This window comes from Leucobacter tardus (genome assembly GCF_017583045.1).
Taxonomy (GTDB): Bacteria; Actinomycetota; Actinomycetes; order Actinomycetales; family Microbacteriaceae; genus Leucobacter; species Leucobacter tardus.
Genome location: NZ_JAGFBF010000001.1, coordinates 206,974 through 221,740 on the forward strand (window position 1 = coordinate 206,974; position 14,767 = coordinate 221,740).

Here is a 14,767-nt window from a genome sequence, read left to right on the forward strand (position 1 = left end):
TCGGTGCGGCGTCAGTGCTTGAAGCCCGGGAGGTTCACGCTCATGCGCGGAGCGACCACGCCGGCGAACGCCGTGAACGCCGACAGCAGCACGAGCATCAGCGCCGCGGGCCACCAGTGATTCGCGGCCGCGGCGACGAACCCGGTGGCGAGCAGCGGGATGAAGCCCGACAGCATGCCCGCGGCGTTCTGCGCCATGCCGACGCCGGTGTACCGCGTCTTCGCGGGGAACAGGCCCGTGAGCACCGTCCCCGACGCGGCGTAGGGGAACGAGAGTGCCGAGACCGCGAGCGTCATGCCGAGTACGACGAGCACCGAGACGCCAGACTCCAGCAGCATGAACGCGGGGAACGCGACGATCGCCGATGCGATCCCGCCGTAGATGATCACCTTGCTCGCGCCGAACCGGGCACCCAGACGGCCGCCCAGGATGAGCACCGGGATCTCGACCGCTGCGGCGACCATGCTGCCGAGCAGCATGAGCTGCGAACTGTAGCCGAGCACGTTCACGCCGTACCAGACGCAGAACGCCGTGACGAGGTAGAACCCGCCGACGCCGAGGAGCGCGGCGGCCATACCGATGATGATGTGCTTCCAGCTGTTCTTGAACGTCGTGAGCACGGGGCTCTTCTCGACCTCGCCCGACGCTTCGAGCTGACGGAACACCGGCGACTCCTCGAGGCGGCTGCGAATGTACAGGGCGATCAGCAGCATCGGGATCGCGACGAGGAACGGGATGCGCCAGCCCCACGCGTCGAAGTTGTCCTGCGAGAAGAGGAGCGTCATCACGAAGAATCCGCCGGACGAGAGGATCGTGCCGATCGGCGAGCCGATCTGCGGGATGGCCGCGTACCGCGCCCGCAGATGGAGCGGCGCATTCTCGACCACGATGGTCATCGCTCCGGACCACTCGCCGCCGACGAAGAGACCCTGCAGGATGCGCATGAGCACGAGCAGGATCGGCGCCCCGATCCCGATCGCGGCGTAGGTCGGCAGCATGCCGATGAGACCGGTGACGAGTCCGATGCCGACGATCGTGATCATCAGCACCTTGCGGCGGCCGATCCGGTCGCCCATCGCTCCGAAGATGATGCCGCCGATCGGGCGGGCGGCGAGGCCGACACCGAACGTGGCGAACGACGCGAGGGCGGCGGCCGTCGCGTTCTCGCTGGCGAAGTACTGCACGTTGAACACCAGTGCGGCGGCCGCGCTGAACAGGAAGAAGTCGTACCACTCGAGCGCCGTTCCGATCAGCGCTCCCACGGCGACCTTGTTGGCGTCCTTCACGGTCAATTCTTGTGCGGCGTCGTACTCGATCGCCGCAGTCGGGGTCGTCTCGGTCATGTCTCTCCGTCGAGTTCGTGATCGTGCGTGGTCGGTTCCGTGCGCGAACTGCAGTGCCCGCGCATTCGAGCCTAGGTGGAACTTCGCCCCGGTGGACCGGGCATTCTTCGCCACATGTTCCACCGAAACAGTGCATCTGCACATATCCTGTCCGTATGCCTGCCGATCTCCGCGCGTCCGCGACTCACGAGCGCTGGTGCGCGCTCGTCGACAGACTCGACGCCCGAGTGCTCGCGGACCGATTCACCTCGCTCCTGCCCGCCGTACCCGACTACGACCCTCCGCCCGTGCCGATGACCGAGGTCCTCCGCACCGGCACCCTCACCTTCGCCGCGCTGCTCGACCGTCTGCGCTCCGAGGACGTCGCCGAGTTCCTGCCCGCCGCGCGCGATGTCGGTGTGACCCGTGCGCGCGCCGGGATCCCGATCACGTCGCTGATGACCGCGATCCGTCTCGACTTCACGGTGCTCTGGCACGCGATCTCCGAGATCGCCGAACCCGAGGACGCCGGCCTCCTCGTGCGGCAGGCCGGCGTCGTCCTGGCCGCAGTCGACGAGTACGCGGGGCAGGCGCAGAGCGCGTACATGACCGAGCTGCACCGCATCCGCGAGGAGGCGTCATCGGTGCGGCAAGGACTCATCGCGCGACTGTTCCAATCCCCGAGTCCCACCGACGTGCAGCTCGTACAGATCGGGGGCGACCTGGGCCTCCCCCATGACGCCCCACTGCTGGTGGCGGCCGCGATCGGCGACGACATGCCTCCGCTCCGCGCGCTCATCGCCGAGGGCGAACGCGCCGGGGCGACGATCCTGACGCACCACCTCGGCGACACGCTGATCGCCTTCACCCGCTCGGTCGACTACCCGGGATCCCGGATCGCCACCTTCCTCCGCGGCATCGCGGACCACCGGGTCGGCGCGTGCGCCGCACCGCGCGGACTCGTCGACGTGCAGGAGTCCGCCGCCACGGCGCGCGTGCTCGCCCAAGCGCTCGACCTCGACGACACGCGCGCCATGACCTGGGAGCGCGGATGGGCGCGTGTCGCGCAGGAGCGGCTCGCCCACGCCGGCCACCCCGTGATCGCCGATGTGGAGCGCGCCCTCGACTCGTGCGGCCCCGCGGAGCGGGAACGGCTCGTCGACGCGGTACGCGACTACCTCATCACCGGCAGCGTGAGCGCCTCGGCCGCGCGCCTCTACTGCCACCGCAACACGCTCACGAACCGGCTCGGACGGTTCGCCCGACTCACCGGCATCGACCCGTTCGTGCCGCAGCAGGCGGCCCGACTCGTGGTCGGATGGGCGTGAACCGGCGTCAGTTGAGCGCGATGATGCCGATGTTCAGCGTCGACGCGAAGAGCAGCCAGAGCAGGTAGGGCACGAGCAGGATCGTCGCCGTCAGTGACCGACGCTTCGCGAGCACCATGAGCCAGATCACCGCGACGATGAGCGCTGTGATGACGACGAGACCGCCCCACCACGCCGGCTCACCGACGATCGGGTATCCGGCGAAGAACGTGGGCGTCCACATGAGGTTCAGGCCGAGCTGCACCCCGAACACGGTGAGGGCGCGTCGCGACGCATTGGGCTCGCCCGCCCCCCGGTACCCGGAGCGCCACAGCAGGAAACCGACCACCGCGTTCGCCGCGTAGAGCACGCCCCATGCGGGGCCGAACACGGAGCCCGGCGGGTTCCACGGCACCTTGTTCGCGTCCTGGTACCAGCCCTCGACGTTGGCGGTCGACGCGAGCGACCCCAGAACGGAGACGAGCGCGACGGCCGCGATCATCGCGATGAGCACGAGGATCTGCCGGCCACGCGGGGGCGTGACGGTCGACGGTGTGGCGAGTGATGCAGTCATGTCCGCTTCACTGTACGGCACCGATACGAGCGGCGGACACGCCTCTCGACTCCTTGACCTCCGCGAACCTCAACAGGTGTAATACCAGTGTTCGACCGGTTTCTTTGAGGAGGGCACCATGGGATTCTTCGCATTCATCATCCTCGGCCTGATCGCGGGAGCGATCGCGAAGGCCATCATGCCGGGCAAGCAGGCCGGCGGCTGGATCGTCACCCTGATCCTCGGCGTCGTCGGCGCGGTCGTGGGAGGGTGGCTCGGGTCGCTGCTCTTCGACGCACCGCTCGAGGAGTTCTGGTCGCTGCAGACCTGGGCGCTCGCCATCGGCGGGTCGCTCGTGGTCCTGCTGATCTGGGGACTGCTCTTCGGCCGCAAGAAGGCCTGAGACGGTGCCGCGAGTGCCGGCGCCCGAGTTCGGGTGCCGGCACTCGCGGCAGGCGCTCAGACGGCTCGGTGGCGCTCGGCGCCCCGCACGAACGTGCGGTGCACCCGAGACGTCAGCACCGCTGTCGGGTCCGACTCGAGCGGATTCACGTCGATCACGATGAAGTCGGCGCTGAGCCCCGGACGCACGCGGCCGGTCGTGGTGTCCATGCCGCCCGCGTACGCGCCGCCCGCCGTCAGCGCGGTCAGCGCTTCGGCCGGGGTGAACGCGCGTTCCGGGTGATACGGGTCGCGCTCGGGCGCGAGCACCGACCCGCCGGTCAACGCGATGTACAGGTTCGGCAGCGGTTCATGCGGTGCGGTCGGAGCGTCCGTGCCGAGCGTGATCGGCACCCCGGCGGCACGGAACTTCTGCCACGGGAAGCCGCGTTCCTGACGCTCGTCGCCGAGTTGCGCCTTCCAGTTGTCGAGCACCGCGGGATCACAGTGCACCGGCTGCATCGACGCGATCACACCGAGATCGCCCATGCGCGCGATCGTGTCATCGGACACGCTCTCGAGGTGCTCGATGCGATGGCGCCGCGCACGCGGGCCGTTGGCGCGCACGCAGTGCTCGACCACGTCGAGCGCGATCTGACTCGTCCGATCGCCGATCGCGTGCATGGCGATCTGCAGGCCGGCCCGGTCGGCGGCTTCGGCGACCGGCATGATCCGTCCCGCCGTCCAGATCGGCTCGGCGTTCGTCCCGTTGGCGTACGGGGCGATCATCGTCGCGGTGCACGCGTCGATCGTGCCGTCCATGATGAACTTCACGCCGGCGACGCGCATCCACTCCGCTTCGGGTCCCGCGGCGAGCGCGTCGCGCAGCTCCACGATGCCGTCCACACCCGCGAGGTCGCGACCGGTGTCCCCGGTCGGCTCGAGAATCCAGTGGGCCGTGATCGGGAACGGCAGCCCGCCGTCGCGCGCGATGATGGCGCGCAGCCCGGCGACTTCCGGCGCGCTCAGCGACATCTCGGTGGCGCCGGTGACGCCGACGGCGAGGTACGCGGCGAAGGCGCGGTCGAGGGCCGCCACCACATCGTCCTCGGTCGCCTGCGCACTCAGGAACGCACCGGCGAGCTGCGTGCCCGCGGTCTCCAGCAGCAGGCCGGTCGCCCGTCCCGCGGCGTCGCGCACGATCTCTCCGCCCACCGGGTTCGGCGTCGACGCGTCGACCCCCATCTCGGCGAGTGCGGCGGAGTTGACCCACACCGAGTGGAAGTCGTTGGCGTCGAGGTAGACCGGCACGTCGGGGAGGACGGCGTCGAGCATCGCGGCGGTGGGCTGCCCGCCATCGACCGCGTCGAAGAGCCACCCGCTGCCGAGCACGCGCTCCGCGGTCGGATCCGCCGCTCTCGCGGCGGCGAGGCGCTCGTGCATCTCGGCGAGCGAGCCGCAGTCGCGCAACTGCACGCGGGCGAGGGCATCGCCGAACCCGACGAGGTGAGTGTGCGCGTCGATCACCCCGGGCGCGACGAATCGCCCGTCGAGATCGACCTCGACGATGCCCGGCGATCCCGCCGCGTCTCCGGACGCGCCGATGGCCGCACGCACGTCGTCGAGCGAGCCGACGGCGACGAATCGCCCGGCCGCGACCGCGAACGCTTCGGCGACCGGCGCCGGCTGGCCCGGCGTCGCATCGGCAGTGAACACGACGGCGTTGCGGTAGAGCGTCGTGGTCATCGCTGTGCTCCGTCCGCGCGACCCGGTACCTGCGCCGACGCCGCAGCGGCGTGCGCGTCGAGCGGGTACTCGGCCGACAGGGCGTCGATCGTCTCGGTCGACGGGATCTCCTCCGAGAAGTTGAGCTTCGGTACCGGCTTCCGGAAGAACCCGGTCTTCAGTGCGAGGATCACGACACCGATCGCCACCCAGATGCCGCCGATGACCCAGGTCAGACCCTCGAGCGAGGTCCACAGCCAGATCGTCAGCCCGAAGCCGATGAGCGGCAGCACGCCGTAGCGGAACCACCCCCACGCGCTCACGGGTTCGGTGCGCCCGCCCTGCGGGAAGAGGTAGGTGCGGATCACCGACAAGTTCACCATCGCGAAGGCGGCCAGCGCACCGAAGCTGATCATGAAGGCGGCCTGGTCGAGGCTCACGAACAGGCTGGCGAGTGCGACGACCGAGACGGTGGTCGCCGCGACGACGGGCGTGCCGAAGCGCTTCGAGAGCGTGCCGAGCGGTTTGGGCAGGATCCCGTCCCGACCCATCGAGTACAGGATGCGCGACACCGCGACCTGGCCGGCGAGACCGGAGCCGAAGCAGCCGGCAACGGTGATGATCACGAAGATCACGGCGAGCACCTCGCCGCCGACGTGCGCGAAGAGCACGGCTCCGGCGGCGTTGATGAGGTCATCGGATGCGGTGCTCCAGTCGGCGAGGAAGTACGCCCGCGCACCGACGTACGAGACGAAGATGAAGAGCAGTCCGCCGACGATGGTCGTCAGCATGATGGCGCGGGGAATATCGCGGCGCGGGTGCTTCGCCTCTTCCGAGAGAGTGGAGACGGCGTCGAAGCCGAGGAACGACAGGGCGAGCACCGCAGCGCCGGTGAAGATGGGGCTGTACCCGACCGAACCGGGAATGAAGGGCTCGAGCAGCGACGGAGCGTTGGGGTCGTTGATCGCGGCCTTGATCGCGAGGATCGCGAAGACGAGCACCGCGGCGACGGAGACGACCACGATGACCGTGTTGATCTTGCCGACGAGCGAGATGCCGAGCACGTTGAAGACGAAGACGCCGATGAGGGCGGCGAGGGTGAAGATCCAGCTCGGCACGCTCGGGAACTGGGTGCCGACGTAGAGACCGAGAATCAGGAAGTTGATCATCGGGATGAAGAGGTAGTCGAGCATGAGCACCCACCCCGTCAGGAACCCGGTGGTGCCGCCGAACGCCTGCTGCGAGTAGGTGTACGCGGATCCGGCGACCGGGTAGCGCCGCACCATCGCCGCGTAGCTTCCGGCGGTGAACAGCATGACGACGAGGGCGACGATGTAGGAATCGACGAGGTGGCCCTCGGTGAGCTGGTTGACGATGCCGTAGGTGGTGAAGACGGTTCCGACCGCCATGTACGACAACCCGAAGAGGGTCAGGGTGAAGACGCCGAGAGTGCGCTTGAGGTGCGCACCGGTTGCTTGGCTCACAGGGAACTCCTGAAATACAGCGGCATACGCCGGGAGTGAGCAGCAGAATCCATCGTTGGATCCCACCGGCAAAATGAACAATGTTCTTTTTAGCTTCACTAGGATAAGTCTCACGAGGGCTCAGCGCGAGTTCTCCACGCACTTTTCTCAGCATGTGACGATGAAGCACACGGAAGGACTCCGATGGCAGGCGAACGGCAGCGAGGGGTCGGCAGACCGAACGAGAACGTGCTCTCCCGCGTGCTGATCGTCGAGACCGCGCTCGACCTGCTCGATCTGCACGGCCGCGACGGGTTCGGCATGCGCGACATCGCGCGCCGCCTCGGTGTGCGCCCGTCCGCGCTCTACAACCACGTCGCCAGCAAGGACGATGTCTTCCGGGGCATCCGCGAGGTCATCGCCACGCGCATCACGGTCGCCCCGTTCGTGACGCAGCGCTGGGACGAGGCGCTCATCACGTGGGCGCACTCCTACCGAGAAGTGTTCGCCAGCCACCCGCCCACCATCGCCCTGCTGGCGGTCATGCCATTCGAGACGGATTCCGAGATCTTCGGCACGTACGAGCAGGTCATCGAGGTGCTGTATCGGGAGGGCTGGGAGCGAGCCGAAGCGCTGAACATCCTGGTCGCGATGGAGTCGTTCATCCTCGGATCGGCGCTCGACGCGGCGGCTCCCGCCGACATGATGTCTCCCGGCGATCGCGCGGATATCCCCCACTTCTCCGCGGCGTACGCGGAGCGCGACATGCGGACCGCGGACAGCGGCGCCGGCCCGGCCGACCAGGCGTTCGAGGCCGGCCTGAATCTGCTGATCGCCGGCCTGGAAGCCCAGCGGAGCGCGCGCGCCGCATCCCGCGTGGCGCACGACAGGTAGGGAGCGCGGACCGAGCCCGCGCTCACTCCTTCGTCGCCGTGCGTCCGATCACCACGTCGAGCGCGAACTCCACCGGGGCGTCGCCGAAGAGCAGCCGGCCGGCCGCCGCTGTAGCGTCACGGATGGCCGTGGCCGCGGCCTCCGCCTGGTCGAGCGGGGCGTGAATGATGACCTCGTCGTGGAGGAAGAACGCCAAGTGAGCACGGCGTTCGAACGCCGACCCGGACGCCGGAGCCCGATCGCCGCTCGTCTCCGGGAAACGGGCGAGGCGCAGCCGGAGGTCGGCCATCCAGGCGAGCGCCCACTCCGCCGCCGTGCCCTGCACGATGAAGTTGCGGGTGAAGCGTCCGTGGTCTCGGGAGGCGCGGCGGGCCCGGGACTCATCCGCCGCCGTGGCGGCGTTCGCCTGCGCCCGTGCCTGCAGGTCGAACCATTCGGGGTCGGGTGCCGGAGAGGATCGCCCCAGCCAGGTCGAGACGATGCCGCCCCGCTCCCCTGTCGCGGCGGCGTCGTCGACCAGGCGCATCGCGTGCGGGTAGATGCGGCGCAGTCGTGGCACGAGGCGGCCGGCGTCGCCGCTCGTCGATCCGTACATGGCGCCGAGCACCGCGATCTTCGCGTCCTGCCGCGACGGTACGGCACCGCTCTCGACGATGCCGGCGTAGAGATCCTTCCCTTGCCCGGCGATCGCCATGGCACGGTCGCCCGACATGGCGGCGAGCACGCGGGGTTCCAGCTGAGCGACATCGGCCGACACGAACGTCCAGCCCGCGTCGGCCCGGATCGCGGGGCGCAGGCGACGCGGGATCTGGAGTGCGCCGCCACCGCTCGACGCCCATCGCCCGGTCACGACCCCGCCGGGAACATAGACCGGGCGGTAGCGGTCGTTGCGCACCCACTCGTCGATCCAGGACCACCCGTTCGCCGCGAGGAGGCGGGCGAGCTTCTTGTACTGCAGCAGCGGCGCGATCGCGGGGTGCTCGTGCTCTATGAGCTCCCACTGCGAGGTCGACTGCACGTCGATGCCCGCGCCGCGGAGCGCCTGCAGCAGTTTCGGCGCGGAATCGATCGAGAGCCCGCGCACCCCGAGCGCGCCCTCGATCCGCTCGGCGAGCGCGACCATCCCGGCCGGTTTCATGCCGCTCGCGGGCCGCGGGCCGAGCGCCTCGCTGAGCAGACGGTCGTGCTCCTCGGCACTCCACGGCAGCCCTGCCGAGCGCATCTCTGCCGCGATGAGCGCCCCCGCAGATTCCGCGGCGAGCAGGATGCGCAGCCGCCGCCCGTCCGCGCCGCTCGAGTCGAGCGCGGCGCGCTGGCGGGCGAACTCGGCGAGTGCGGCGGGGAGGTCGGCGGGTACGGTGGCGCGGTCGGCGTGCTCGATCTCGAGGTCGAACAGCGTCGCCGTCGGCGATGCGACCACCGGCTCCTCAACCGCCCGACGCCACTCCTCTGCGGTGACGAGCGGCGCGCGATCCCCCGTGTACGCGGATCGCGCGAGGATCCCGTGGCAGAGGCGCAGGTCGTGACATCGCGCCACAGTGACCCCGCTCGTCAGGAGGCCCGGAAGCCAGTGGGCGGAATCGCTCCACACCCAGCGGGGCGCGTGCGACGCCTCTTGCGCGCGCACGTAGTCGGGCAGCGCGTCGAGAGTGAGCTCGACCGGTTCACCGGTCGCACCGTCGGACCCCACATCGACCGCACCGATGCCGCCGCCCGCCACCGTGCCGAGCACGCACCACCTCGGGCGCGCAGGCCCTGAGCGCTGAGAAGACGGTGCGGTCACCTCTTCACCGTAGCGGCGACCACCGACGTGTGCCGCGTGCTACTGCATCGACATGCGTCTGATCTCGGCCGCATACGCGTCGAGCACCCCGAGGATGCCGCGGTGCTGCCACACGCGGCCGCGCGCGCGACCGGTCGTCTCGATCAGCACGTCGCGCTCGGTGAGTGCGCTGAGCGATCGCAGCGCGGCCATCTCGCCGAGCCCGAGTTCTCGGACGAGATACTTCGTGTTGATCACCGGCTGGGCGACGAGCGCCGGAAGGATGCGCCAGGCCGCGGCATCAGAGCGGAGCCCATCGAGCCGATCTCTCGACTCCGCCAGCTGCGTGGCGAGTTCGTCGACGAGCCGCATTCCGGTCGTCGCTGCAACGCGACTCGCGTTCGCGAACTCGCGGATGATGGGCCCCGCATCGCCCGCCCGGAACGCGTTGAGTGCCGCGAAGTAACGGCGAATATCGACGAGAAGGCCGGCCGAGATCGGCACGGCCGTCGAACCGACGAGGCCCTTGTTCCGTAAGATCGACTGCGCCAATGCGCGCCCGGTGCGACCATTGCCGTCGGGGAACGGGTGGATGGTCTCGAACTGGGCGTGCGCGACCGCGACCTGAGCGAGCACCGGCATATCCTCGCGCCGTGAGAAGTGCACCAGATCCCGGATGGCATCGTGAATTCGGTCGTGATGCGGTGCGACGAAGTCGGCGGTACGGGGTCCGGCATCACCCGGCCCGATCCACACGAGTTCCGCCCGGTAGCGTCCGGCGGCAGCAGGATCGAATCCGGGCTGGTGGAGCATGAGCGCCCGATGCATCGCGAGCATCGACTCTTCACTCACCTCGTCGGCGAGTCGCAGCGCTGCCTCCATGGCCCGAACGTTGCCAATCACCGTGAGCGCGTTGGCTTTCGCACCCTCGTCGATCTCCGCCAGCGCGAGCTGCTTCGCCGACGTCGTCAACTGTTCGATCTGCGAGCTCGAGGCGGACTCCGTGCGGAGCAGGATCGCGGTCATCGGCCCCAGTGCAGGGCTGTCCGTACCGAGGTGGCGTTGCGCATGCGAGTCGAATTCCACCAGACGACGTGTCGCGTCTTCGATGTCAGACGAATCCTCGACGTCGAAGCGCGGCGACCAGTCGCCGATCAGGGCCGGCAGTGCCGCCCGATACGGCCCGGTCTGCCGCGAGACTTCAGCCCGCGAATACATCTCGGGCGCGCGAGGATGCCAATCGAGCGTTTCGAAGGAGACCGGCTCAATCGGGACGCTGGCGCGATCAGGACCTGAGGGCATGTGAGCAGCTTACCCACACTTCACGCGCTAAGTGTGGGTAAGCTGCTCATGAACCCACGGTTGTTCGGCGCTTGTTGAGTACAGATGCGGCCGCGCGGGCGGCCTAGAAGTCCCAGTCCTCGTCTTCGGTAGCGACGGCCTTGCCGATGACGTAGGACGAGCCCGATCCCGAGAAGAAGTCGTGGTTCTCGTCCGCGTTGGGCGACAGCGATGACAGGATCGCCGGGTTGACGTCCGTCATCTCCTTCGGGAACATCGGCTCGTACCCGAGGTTCATGAGCGCCTTGTTCGCGTTGTAGTGCAGGAACTTCTTGACGTCTTCGGTGAGGCCGACGCCGTCGTACAGATCCTGCGTGTACTGCACCTCGTTCTCGTAGAGGTCGAACAGCAGCGAGAAAGTCCAGTCCTTGAGCTCCTGACGGCGCTCCTCGGTCTCGTTCTCGAGCCCCTTCTGGAACTTGTAGCCGATGTAATAGCCGTGCACGGCCTCGTCGCGGATGATGAGCCGGATGAGGTCGGCAGTGTTCGTCAGCTTCGCGTGGCTCGACCAGTACATGGGCAGGTAGAAGCCCGAGTAGAACAGGAACGACTCCAGCAGGGTCGACGCGATCTTGCGCTTCAGCGGATCCTCACCGGTGTAGTAGTCGATGATGATCTGCGCCTTCTTCTGCAGATTCGGGTTCTCGATCGACCAACGGAACGCGTCGTCGATCTCCTGCGTCGACGCGAGCGTCGAGAAGATCGAGGAGTAGCTCTTCGCGTGCACCGACTCCATGAAGGCGATGTTGGTGTACACCGCCTCCTCGTGCGGGGTGATCGCGTCGGGGATCAGCGACACCGCGCCGACCGTGCCCTGGATCGTGTCGAGCAGCGTGAGCCCCGTGAACACGCGCATGGTGAGCAGCTGCTCCTCAGGCGTCAACGTGTTCCACGACTGCACGTCGTTCGAGAGCGGCACCTTCTCGGGCAACCAGAAGTTGTTCACCAGACGGTTCCAGACCTCGAGGTCCTTGTCGTCCTGGATCCGGTTCCAGTTGATCGCCTGCACGTGGTCGACGAGTTTCAGCGGCTGCGCGTTCATCGTTTCCTTCTTCTGGGGCCTGGTCGGCCTCTGGGCCTGGTCAGCTGCGGTGTCGGAAGCTCCGGGGGGAGCTTAGAGCATGCAGCTGACGCACTCTTCCATGTCCGTGCCCTCGAGCGCGAGCTGACGGAGGCGGATGTAGTAGATCGTCTTGATCCCCTTGCGCCACGCGTAGATCTGCGCCCGGTTGATCTCGCGCGTCGACGCGGTGTCCTTGAAGAAGAGCGTCAGCGAGAGCCCCTGATCCACGTGCTGCGTCGCCGCCGCGTACGTGTCGATGATCTTCTCCGGCCCGATCTCGTAGGCGTCCTCGTAGTACTCGAGGTTGTCGTTGGTGAGGAACGGCGCCGGGTAGTAGACGCGGCCGAGCTTCCCCTCCTTGCGGATCTCGATCTTCGACGCGATCGGGTGGATCGAGCTCGTCGAGTTGTTGATGTACGAGATCGATCCGGTCGGGGGCACCGCCTGCAGGTTCTGGTTGTAGATGCCGTACTGCTGCACGTTGGCCTTGAGCTCACGCCAGTCGTCCTGGGTCGGGATGTCGACGTTCGACGAGGTGAACAGCTCACGGACCCGTGCGGTCGCCGGCTCCCACACCTGGTCGGTGTAGGTGTCGAAGAACTCGCCCGACGCGTACTTCGAGTCGGCGAAGCCCTCGAACTGCTCGCCGCGCTCCTTCGCGATCGCGTTCGATGCGCGGAGCGCGTGGAACAGGATCGTGTAGAAGTAGATGTTCGTGAAGTCGATGCCTTCTTCCGAACCGTAGTGGATGTGCTCGCGAGCGAGGTACCCGTGCAGGTTCATCTGACCGAGGCCGATCGCGTGCGACTTGTCGTTGCCGTCCTCGATCGAGCGCACCGACGAGATGTGGCTCATGTCGCTCACGGCCGAGAGGGCGCGGATGGCGAGCTCAACGCTCGAGCTGAAGTGCTCCCCGTCCATCATCATCGCGATGTTCATCGACCCGAGGTTGCACGAGATGTCCTTGCCGATGAGGTCGTAGCCCAGGTCCTCCGTGTAGGTGGTGGGAGTGTTGACCTGCAGAATCTCGGAGCAGAGGTTCGACATGTTGATGCGGCCCTTGATCGGGTTCGCACGGTTCACGGTGTCTTCGAACACGATGTACGGGTAGCCGGACTCGAACTGCAGCTCGGCGATGGTCTGGAAGAAGTGGCGCGCGTTGATCTTCGTCTTCTTGATGCGCGAGTCGTCGACCATCTCGTGATACTTCTCGGAGACCGAGATGTCGCCGAAGGGCACCCCGTAGACGCGCTCGACGTCGTACGGCGAGAAGAGGTACATGTCCTCGTTCTTCTTCGCGAGTTCGAACGTGATGTCGGGGATCACGACGCCGAGCGAGAGGGTCTTGATCCGGATCTTCTCGTCCGCGTTCTCGCGCTTGGTGTCGAGGAAGCGCATGATGTCGGGGTGGTGCGCCGACAGGTAGACGGCGCCGGCGCCCTGACGCGCGCCCAGCTGGTTGGCGTAGCTGAAGCTGTCTTCGAGCAGCTTCATCACGGGGATGATGCCCGAAGACTGGTTCTCGATCTTCTTGATCGGAGCGCCGGCCTCGCGCACGTTCGAGAGGAGCAGGGCGACGCCGCCGCCGCGCTTCGAGAGCTGCAGCGACGAGTTGATGCCACGCGAGATCGACTCCATGTTGTCCTCGATGCGCAGGAGGAAGCAGGAGACGAGTTCGCCGCGCTGCGCCTTGCCGAGGTTCAGGAACGTCGGGGTCGCGGGCTGGAAGCGACCCGAGAGGATCTCGTGGACGAGACCGCGGGCGAGGTTCTGATCGCCGCGGGCCAGACCGAGGGCGACCATCACGACGCGATCCTCGAAGCGCTCGAGGTACCGCTTGCCGTCGAACGTCTTCAGCGCGTACGACGTGAAGAACTTGAACGCGCCGAGAAAGGTCGGGAAGCGGAACTTCAGCGCGAACGCCTCGTTCGTGAGCCGCTCGATGAAGTCGACCGAGTACTGCTCGATGAGCTCGCGCTCGTAGTAGTCGTTGTCGAGCAGGTAGCGCATCCGCTCGTCGAACGAGTGGAAGAACACCATGTTCTGGTTGACGTGCTGCAGGAAGTACTGCCGCGCGGCCTCGCGATCCTTGTCGAACTGGATCATGCCGTCGGCGTCGTACAGATTGAGCATCGCGTTCAGCGAGTGGTAGTCCATGTCGCTGACCTTCGACGAGTCGAGGCCCGGCTCACTCACGAGAGTTTCCAAAACTGTTCCAATCCTTCTCGGACGGCGGTGACGTCGTCCGGTGTTCCAAAGAGTTCGAATCGATAGAGGTGCGGCACCTCGCACTTGCGGGCGATGATGTCTCCCGCGATGCCGTACGCGTCCCCGAAGTTCGTGTTTCCCGCTGCGATCACGCCACGGAGGTGGCGACGATTGCGCTCATCATTGAGAAAGCGGATCACTTGCTTCGGAACGGCCTTCGTCTCAGGCCCGCCACCGTAGGTCGGCACGACGAGAACGAACGGTTCATCGACCAGGAGCGGCTCTTCCCGCGCATAGAGCGGGATCCGCGCCGCGGGGCGCCCGAGCTTCTCGATGAAGCGATGGGTGTTGCCCGATGCGCTGGAGAAGTAGACGAGATCCGCCATTCGCACCTCCGGTCGAACCAGACCGGGAGGCGACTCGAGATGCGGATGCATCGAATCGTCTCCCGGAGCAGGACTAGTCGGCGAGGCGGCCGGCGAGCTCCGAGATCTTGTCGGGGCGGAATCCCGACCAGTGCTCGTCATCGGTGACCACGACGGGTGCCTGCAGGTAGCCCAGACCCTTCACCGTCTCCAGCGCCGTCTCGTCCTCCGAGAGGTCGATCACGTCGTACGCGATGCCCTTGCTGTCAAGAGCTCGGTACGTCGCCGTGCACTGCACGCATGACGGCTTCGTGTACACCGTGGTTGCCATTTCACGCCCTTCGATCAAAACCTTAATGCCCCATCCGAGGCACTACATATAG

13 protein-coding genes are annotated in these 14,767 nt (G+C 67.3%); 3 read left to right on the forward strand and 10 right to left on the reverse strand.

The genetic code is table 11. The features are described 5' to 3' along the window. Positions 1-11: 11 nt before the first annotated feature. On the reverse strand, positions 12-1,343 hold the full coding sequence (locus tag J4H85_RS00875; protein WP_208235999.1) for an MFS transporter: 1,332 nt from the start codon (positions 1,341-1,343) through the stop codon (positions 12-14). 155 nt (positions 1,344-1,498) lie between these two features. Between J4H85_RS00875 and J4H85_RS00880 the strand changes: the two genes are divergently transcribed. Continuing rightward, the gene (locus tag J4H85_RS00880; RefSeq protein ID WP_208236001.1) at positions 1,499-2,650 is read left to right on the forward strand and encodes an RsbRD N-terminal domain-containing protein; all 1,152 of its coding nucleotides are present in this window, start codon (positions 1,499-1,501) and stop codon (positions 2,648-2,650) included. A gap of 7 nt (positions 2,651-2,657) precedes the next feature. Here the strand turns inward: J4H85_RS00880 and J4H85_RS00885 are convergent, their stop codons facing one another. After that, positions 2,658-3,203, reverse strand: coding sequence for a TspO/MBR family protein (locus tag J4H85_RS00885; RefSeq protein WP_208236003.1), 546 nt, complete (start codon positions 3,201-3,203; stop codon positions 2,658-2,660). 118 nt (positions 3,204-3,321) lie between these two features. On the opposite strand from J4H85_RS00885, the gene J4H85_RS00890 reads away from it, so the two are divergent. Beyond that, a complete protein-coding gene (locus tag J4H85_RS00890) occupies positions 3,322-3,585 on the forward strand; it encodes a GlsB/YeaQ/YmgE family stress response membrane protein (protein ID WP_208236006.1) in 264 nt (87 codons plus the stop codon). Positions 3,586-3,641: 56 nt separating this feature from the next. On the opposite strand, the gene J4H85_RS00895 is transcribed toward J4H85_RS00890, so the two are convergent. Both J4H85_RS00895 and J4H85_RS00900 read right to left on the reverse strand, forming a co-directional pair. After that, positions 3,642-5,309 carry an amidohydrolase gene (locus tag J4H85_RS00895; protein ID WP_208236008.1) on the reverse strand — a complete coding sequence of 556 codons (1,668 nt, stop codon included), beginning with the start codon at positions 5,307-5,309 and terminating at the stop codon, positions 3,642-3,644. Beyond that, on the reverse strand, positions 5,306-6,772 hold the full coding sequence (locus J4H85_RS00900; RefSeq protein WP_208236010.1) for an APC family permease: 1,467 nt from the start codon (positions 6,770-6,772) through the stop codon (positions 5,306-5,308). The genes J4H85_RS00895 and J4H85_RS00900 overlap by 4 nt, the downstream gene beginning before the upstream one ends. 183 nt (positions 6,773-6,955) lie before the next feature. On the opposite strand from J4H85_RS00900, the gene J4H85_RS00905 reads away from it, so the two are divergent. Next, positions 6,956-7,645: a TetR/AcrR family transcriptional regulator C-terminal domain-containing protein gene (locus J4H85_RS00905; RefSeq protein WP_208236012.1), complete on the forward strand. Its 690-nt coding sequence runs from the start codon at positions 6,956-6,958 to the stop codon at positions 7,643-7,645. A gap of 22 nt (positions 7,646-7,667) precedes the next feature. Here the strand turns inward: J4H85_RS00905 and J4H85_RS00910 are convergent, their stop codons facing one another. From J4H85_RS00910 to nrdH, 6 genes are all read right to left on the reverse strand, one after another. Then, on the reverse strand, positions 7,668-9,377 hold the full coding sequence (locus tag J4H85_RS00910; protein ID WP_208236014.1) for a bifunctional 3'-5' exonuclease/DNA polymerase: 1,710 nt from the start codon (positions 9,375-9,377) through the stop codon (positions 7,668-7,670). A gap of 90 nt (positions 9,378-9,467) precedes the next feature. Continuing rightward, on the reverse strand, positions 9,468-10,709 hold the full coding sequence (locus J4H85_RS14125) for a Fic family protein (RefSeq protein ID WP_279591997.1): 1,242 nt from the start codon (positions 10,707-10,709) through the stop codon (positions 9,468-9,470). 103 nt (positions 10,710-10,812) lie between these two features. Next, positions 10,813-11,790 (reverse strand): class 1b ribonucleoside-diphosphate reductase subunit beta, encoded by a 978-nt coding sequence (gene nrdF / locus J4H85_RS00920; RefSeq protein ID WP_208236016.1) that lies wholly within the window; start codon positions 11,788-11,790, stop codon positions 10,813-10,815. Positions 11,791-11,862: 72 nt separating this feature from the next. Continuing rightward, entirely contained in the window at positions 11,863-13,968 is a 2,106-nt protein-coding gene (nrdE, locus tag J4H85_RS00925) for a class 1b ribonucleoside-diphosphate reductase subunit alpha (RefSeq protein ID WP_208237256.1), read from the reverse strand. Between the two features lie 35 nt (positions 13,969-14,003). Further along, positions 14,004-14,405 carry a class Ib ribonucleoside-diphosphate reductase assembly flavoprotein NrdI gene (nrdI, locus tag J4H85_RS00930; RefSeq protein WP_208236018.1) on the reverse strand — a complete coding sequence of 134 codons (402 nt, stop codon included), beginning with the start codon at positions 14,403-14,405 and terminating at the stop codon, positions 14,004-14,006. A 73-nt stretch (positions 14,406-14,478) separates the two neighbouring features. Continuing rightward, positions 14,479-14,715 (reverse strand): glutaredoxin-like protein NrdH, encoded by a 237-nt coding sequence (gene nrdH / locus J4H85_RS00935; protein WP_208236020.1) that lies wholly within the window; start codon positions 14,713-14,715, stop codon positions 14,479-14,481. Positions 14,716-14,767 lie beyond the last annotated feature (52 nt).

Excerpts from the sequence above, each read along its gene's own strand:
- nrdH (WP_208236020.1), bottom strand. The coding sequence starts at position 14,715 with ATGGCAACCACGGTGTACACGAAGCCGTCATGCGTGCAGTGCACGGCG.
- nrdE (WP_208237256.1), bottom strand. The coding sequence starts at position 13,968 with ATGGACTACCACTCGCTGAACGCGATGCTCAATCTGTACGACGCCGAC.
- J4H85_RS00895 (WP_208236008.1), bottom strand. The coding sequence starts at position 5,309 with ATGACCACGACGCTCTACCGCAACGCCGTCGTGTTCACTGCCGATGCG.
- J4H85_RS14125 (WP_279591997.1), bottom strand. The coding sequence starts at position 10,709 with ATGCCCTCAGGTCCTGATCGCGCCAGCGTCCCGATTGAGCCGGTCTCC.
- nrdI (WP_208236018.1), bottom strand. The coding sequence starts at position 14,405 with ATGGCGGATCTCGTCTACTTCTCCAGCGCATCGGGCAACACCCATCGC.
- J4H85_RS00905 (WP_208236012.1), top strand. The coding sequence starts at position 6,956 with ATGGCAGGCGAACGGCAGCGAGGGGTCGGCAGACCGAACGAGAACGTG.
- J4H85_RS00875 (WP_208235999.1), bottom strand. The coding sequence starts at position 1,343 with ATGACCGAGACGACCCCGACTGCGGCGATCGAGTACGACGCCGCACAA.
- J4H85_RS00890 (WP_208236006.1), top strand. The coding sequence starts at position 3,322 with ATGGGATTCTTCGCATTCATCATCCTCGGCCTGATCGCGGGAGCGATC.
- J4H85_RS00885 (WP_208236003.1), bottom strand. The coding sequence starts at position 3,203 with ATGACTGCATCACTCGCCACACCGTCGACCGTCACGCCCCCGCGTGGC.
- J4H85_RS00880 (WP_208236001.1), top strand. The coding sequence starts at position 1,499 with ATGCCTGCCGATCTCCGCGCGTCCGCGACTCACGAGCGCTGGTGCGCG.
- nrdF (WP_208236016.1), bottom strand. The coding sequence starts at position 11,790 with ATGAACGCGCAGCCGCTGAAACTCGTCGACCACGTGCAGGCGATCAAC.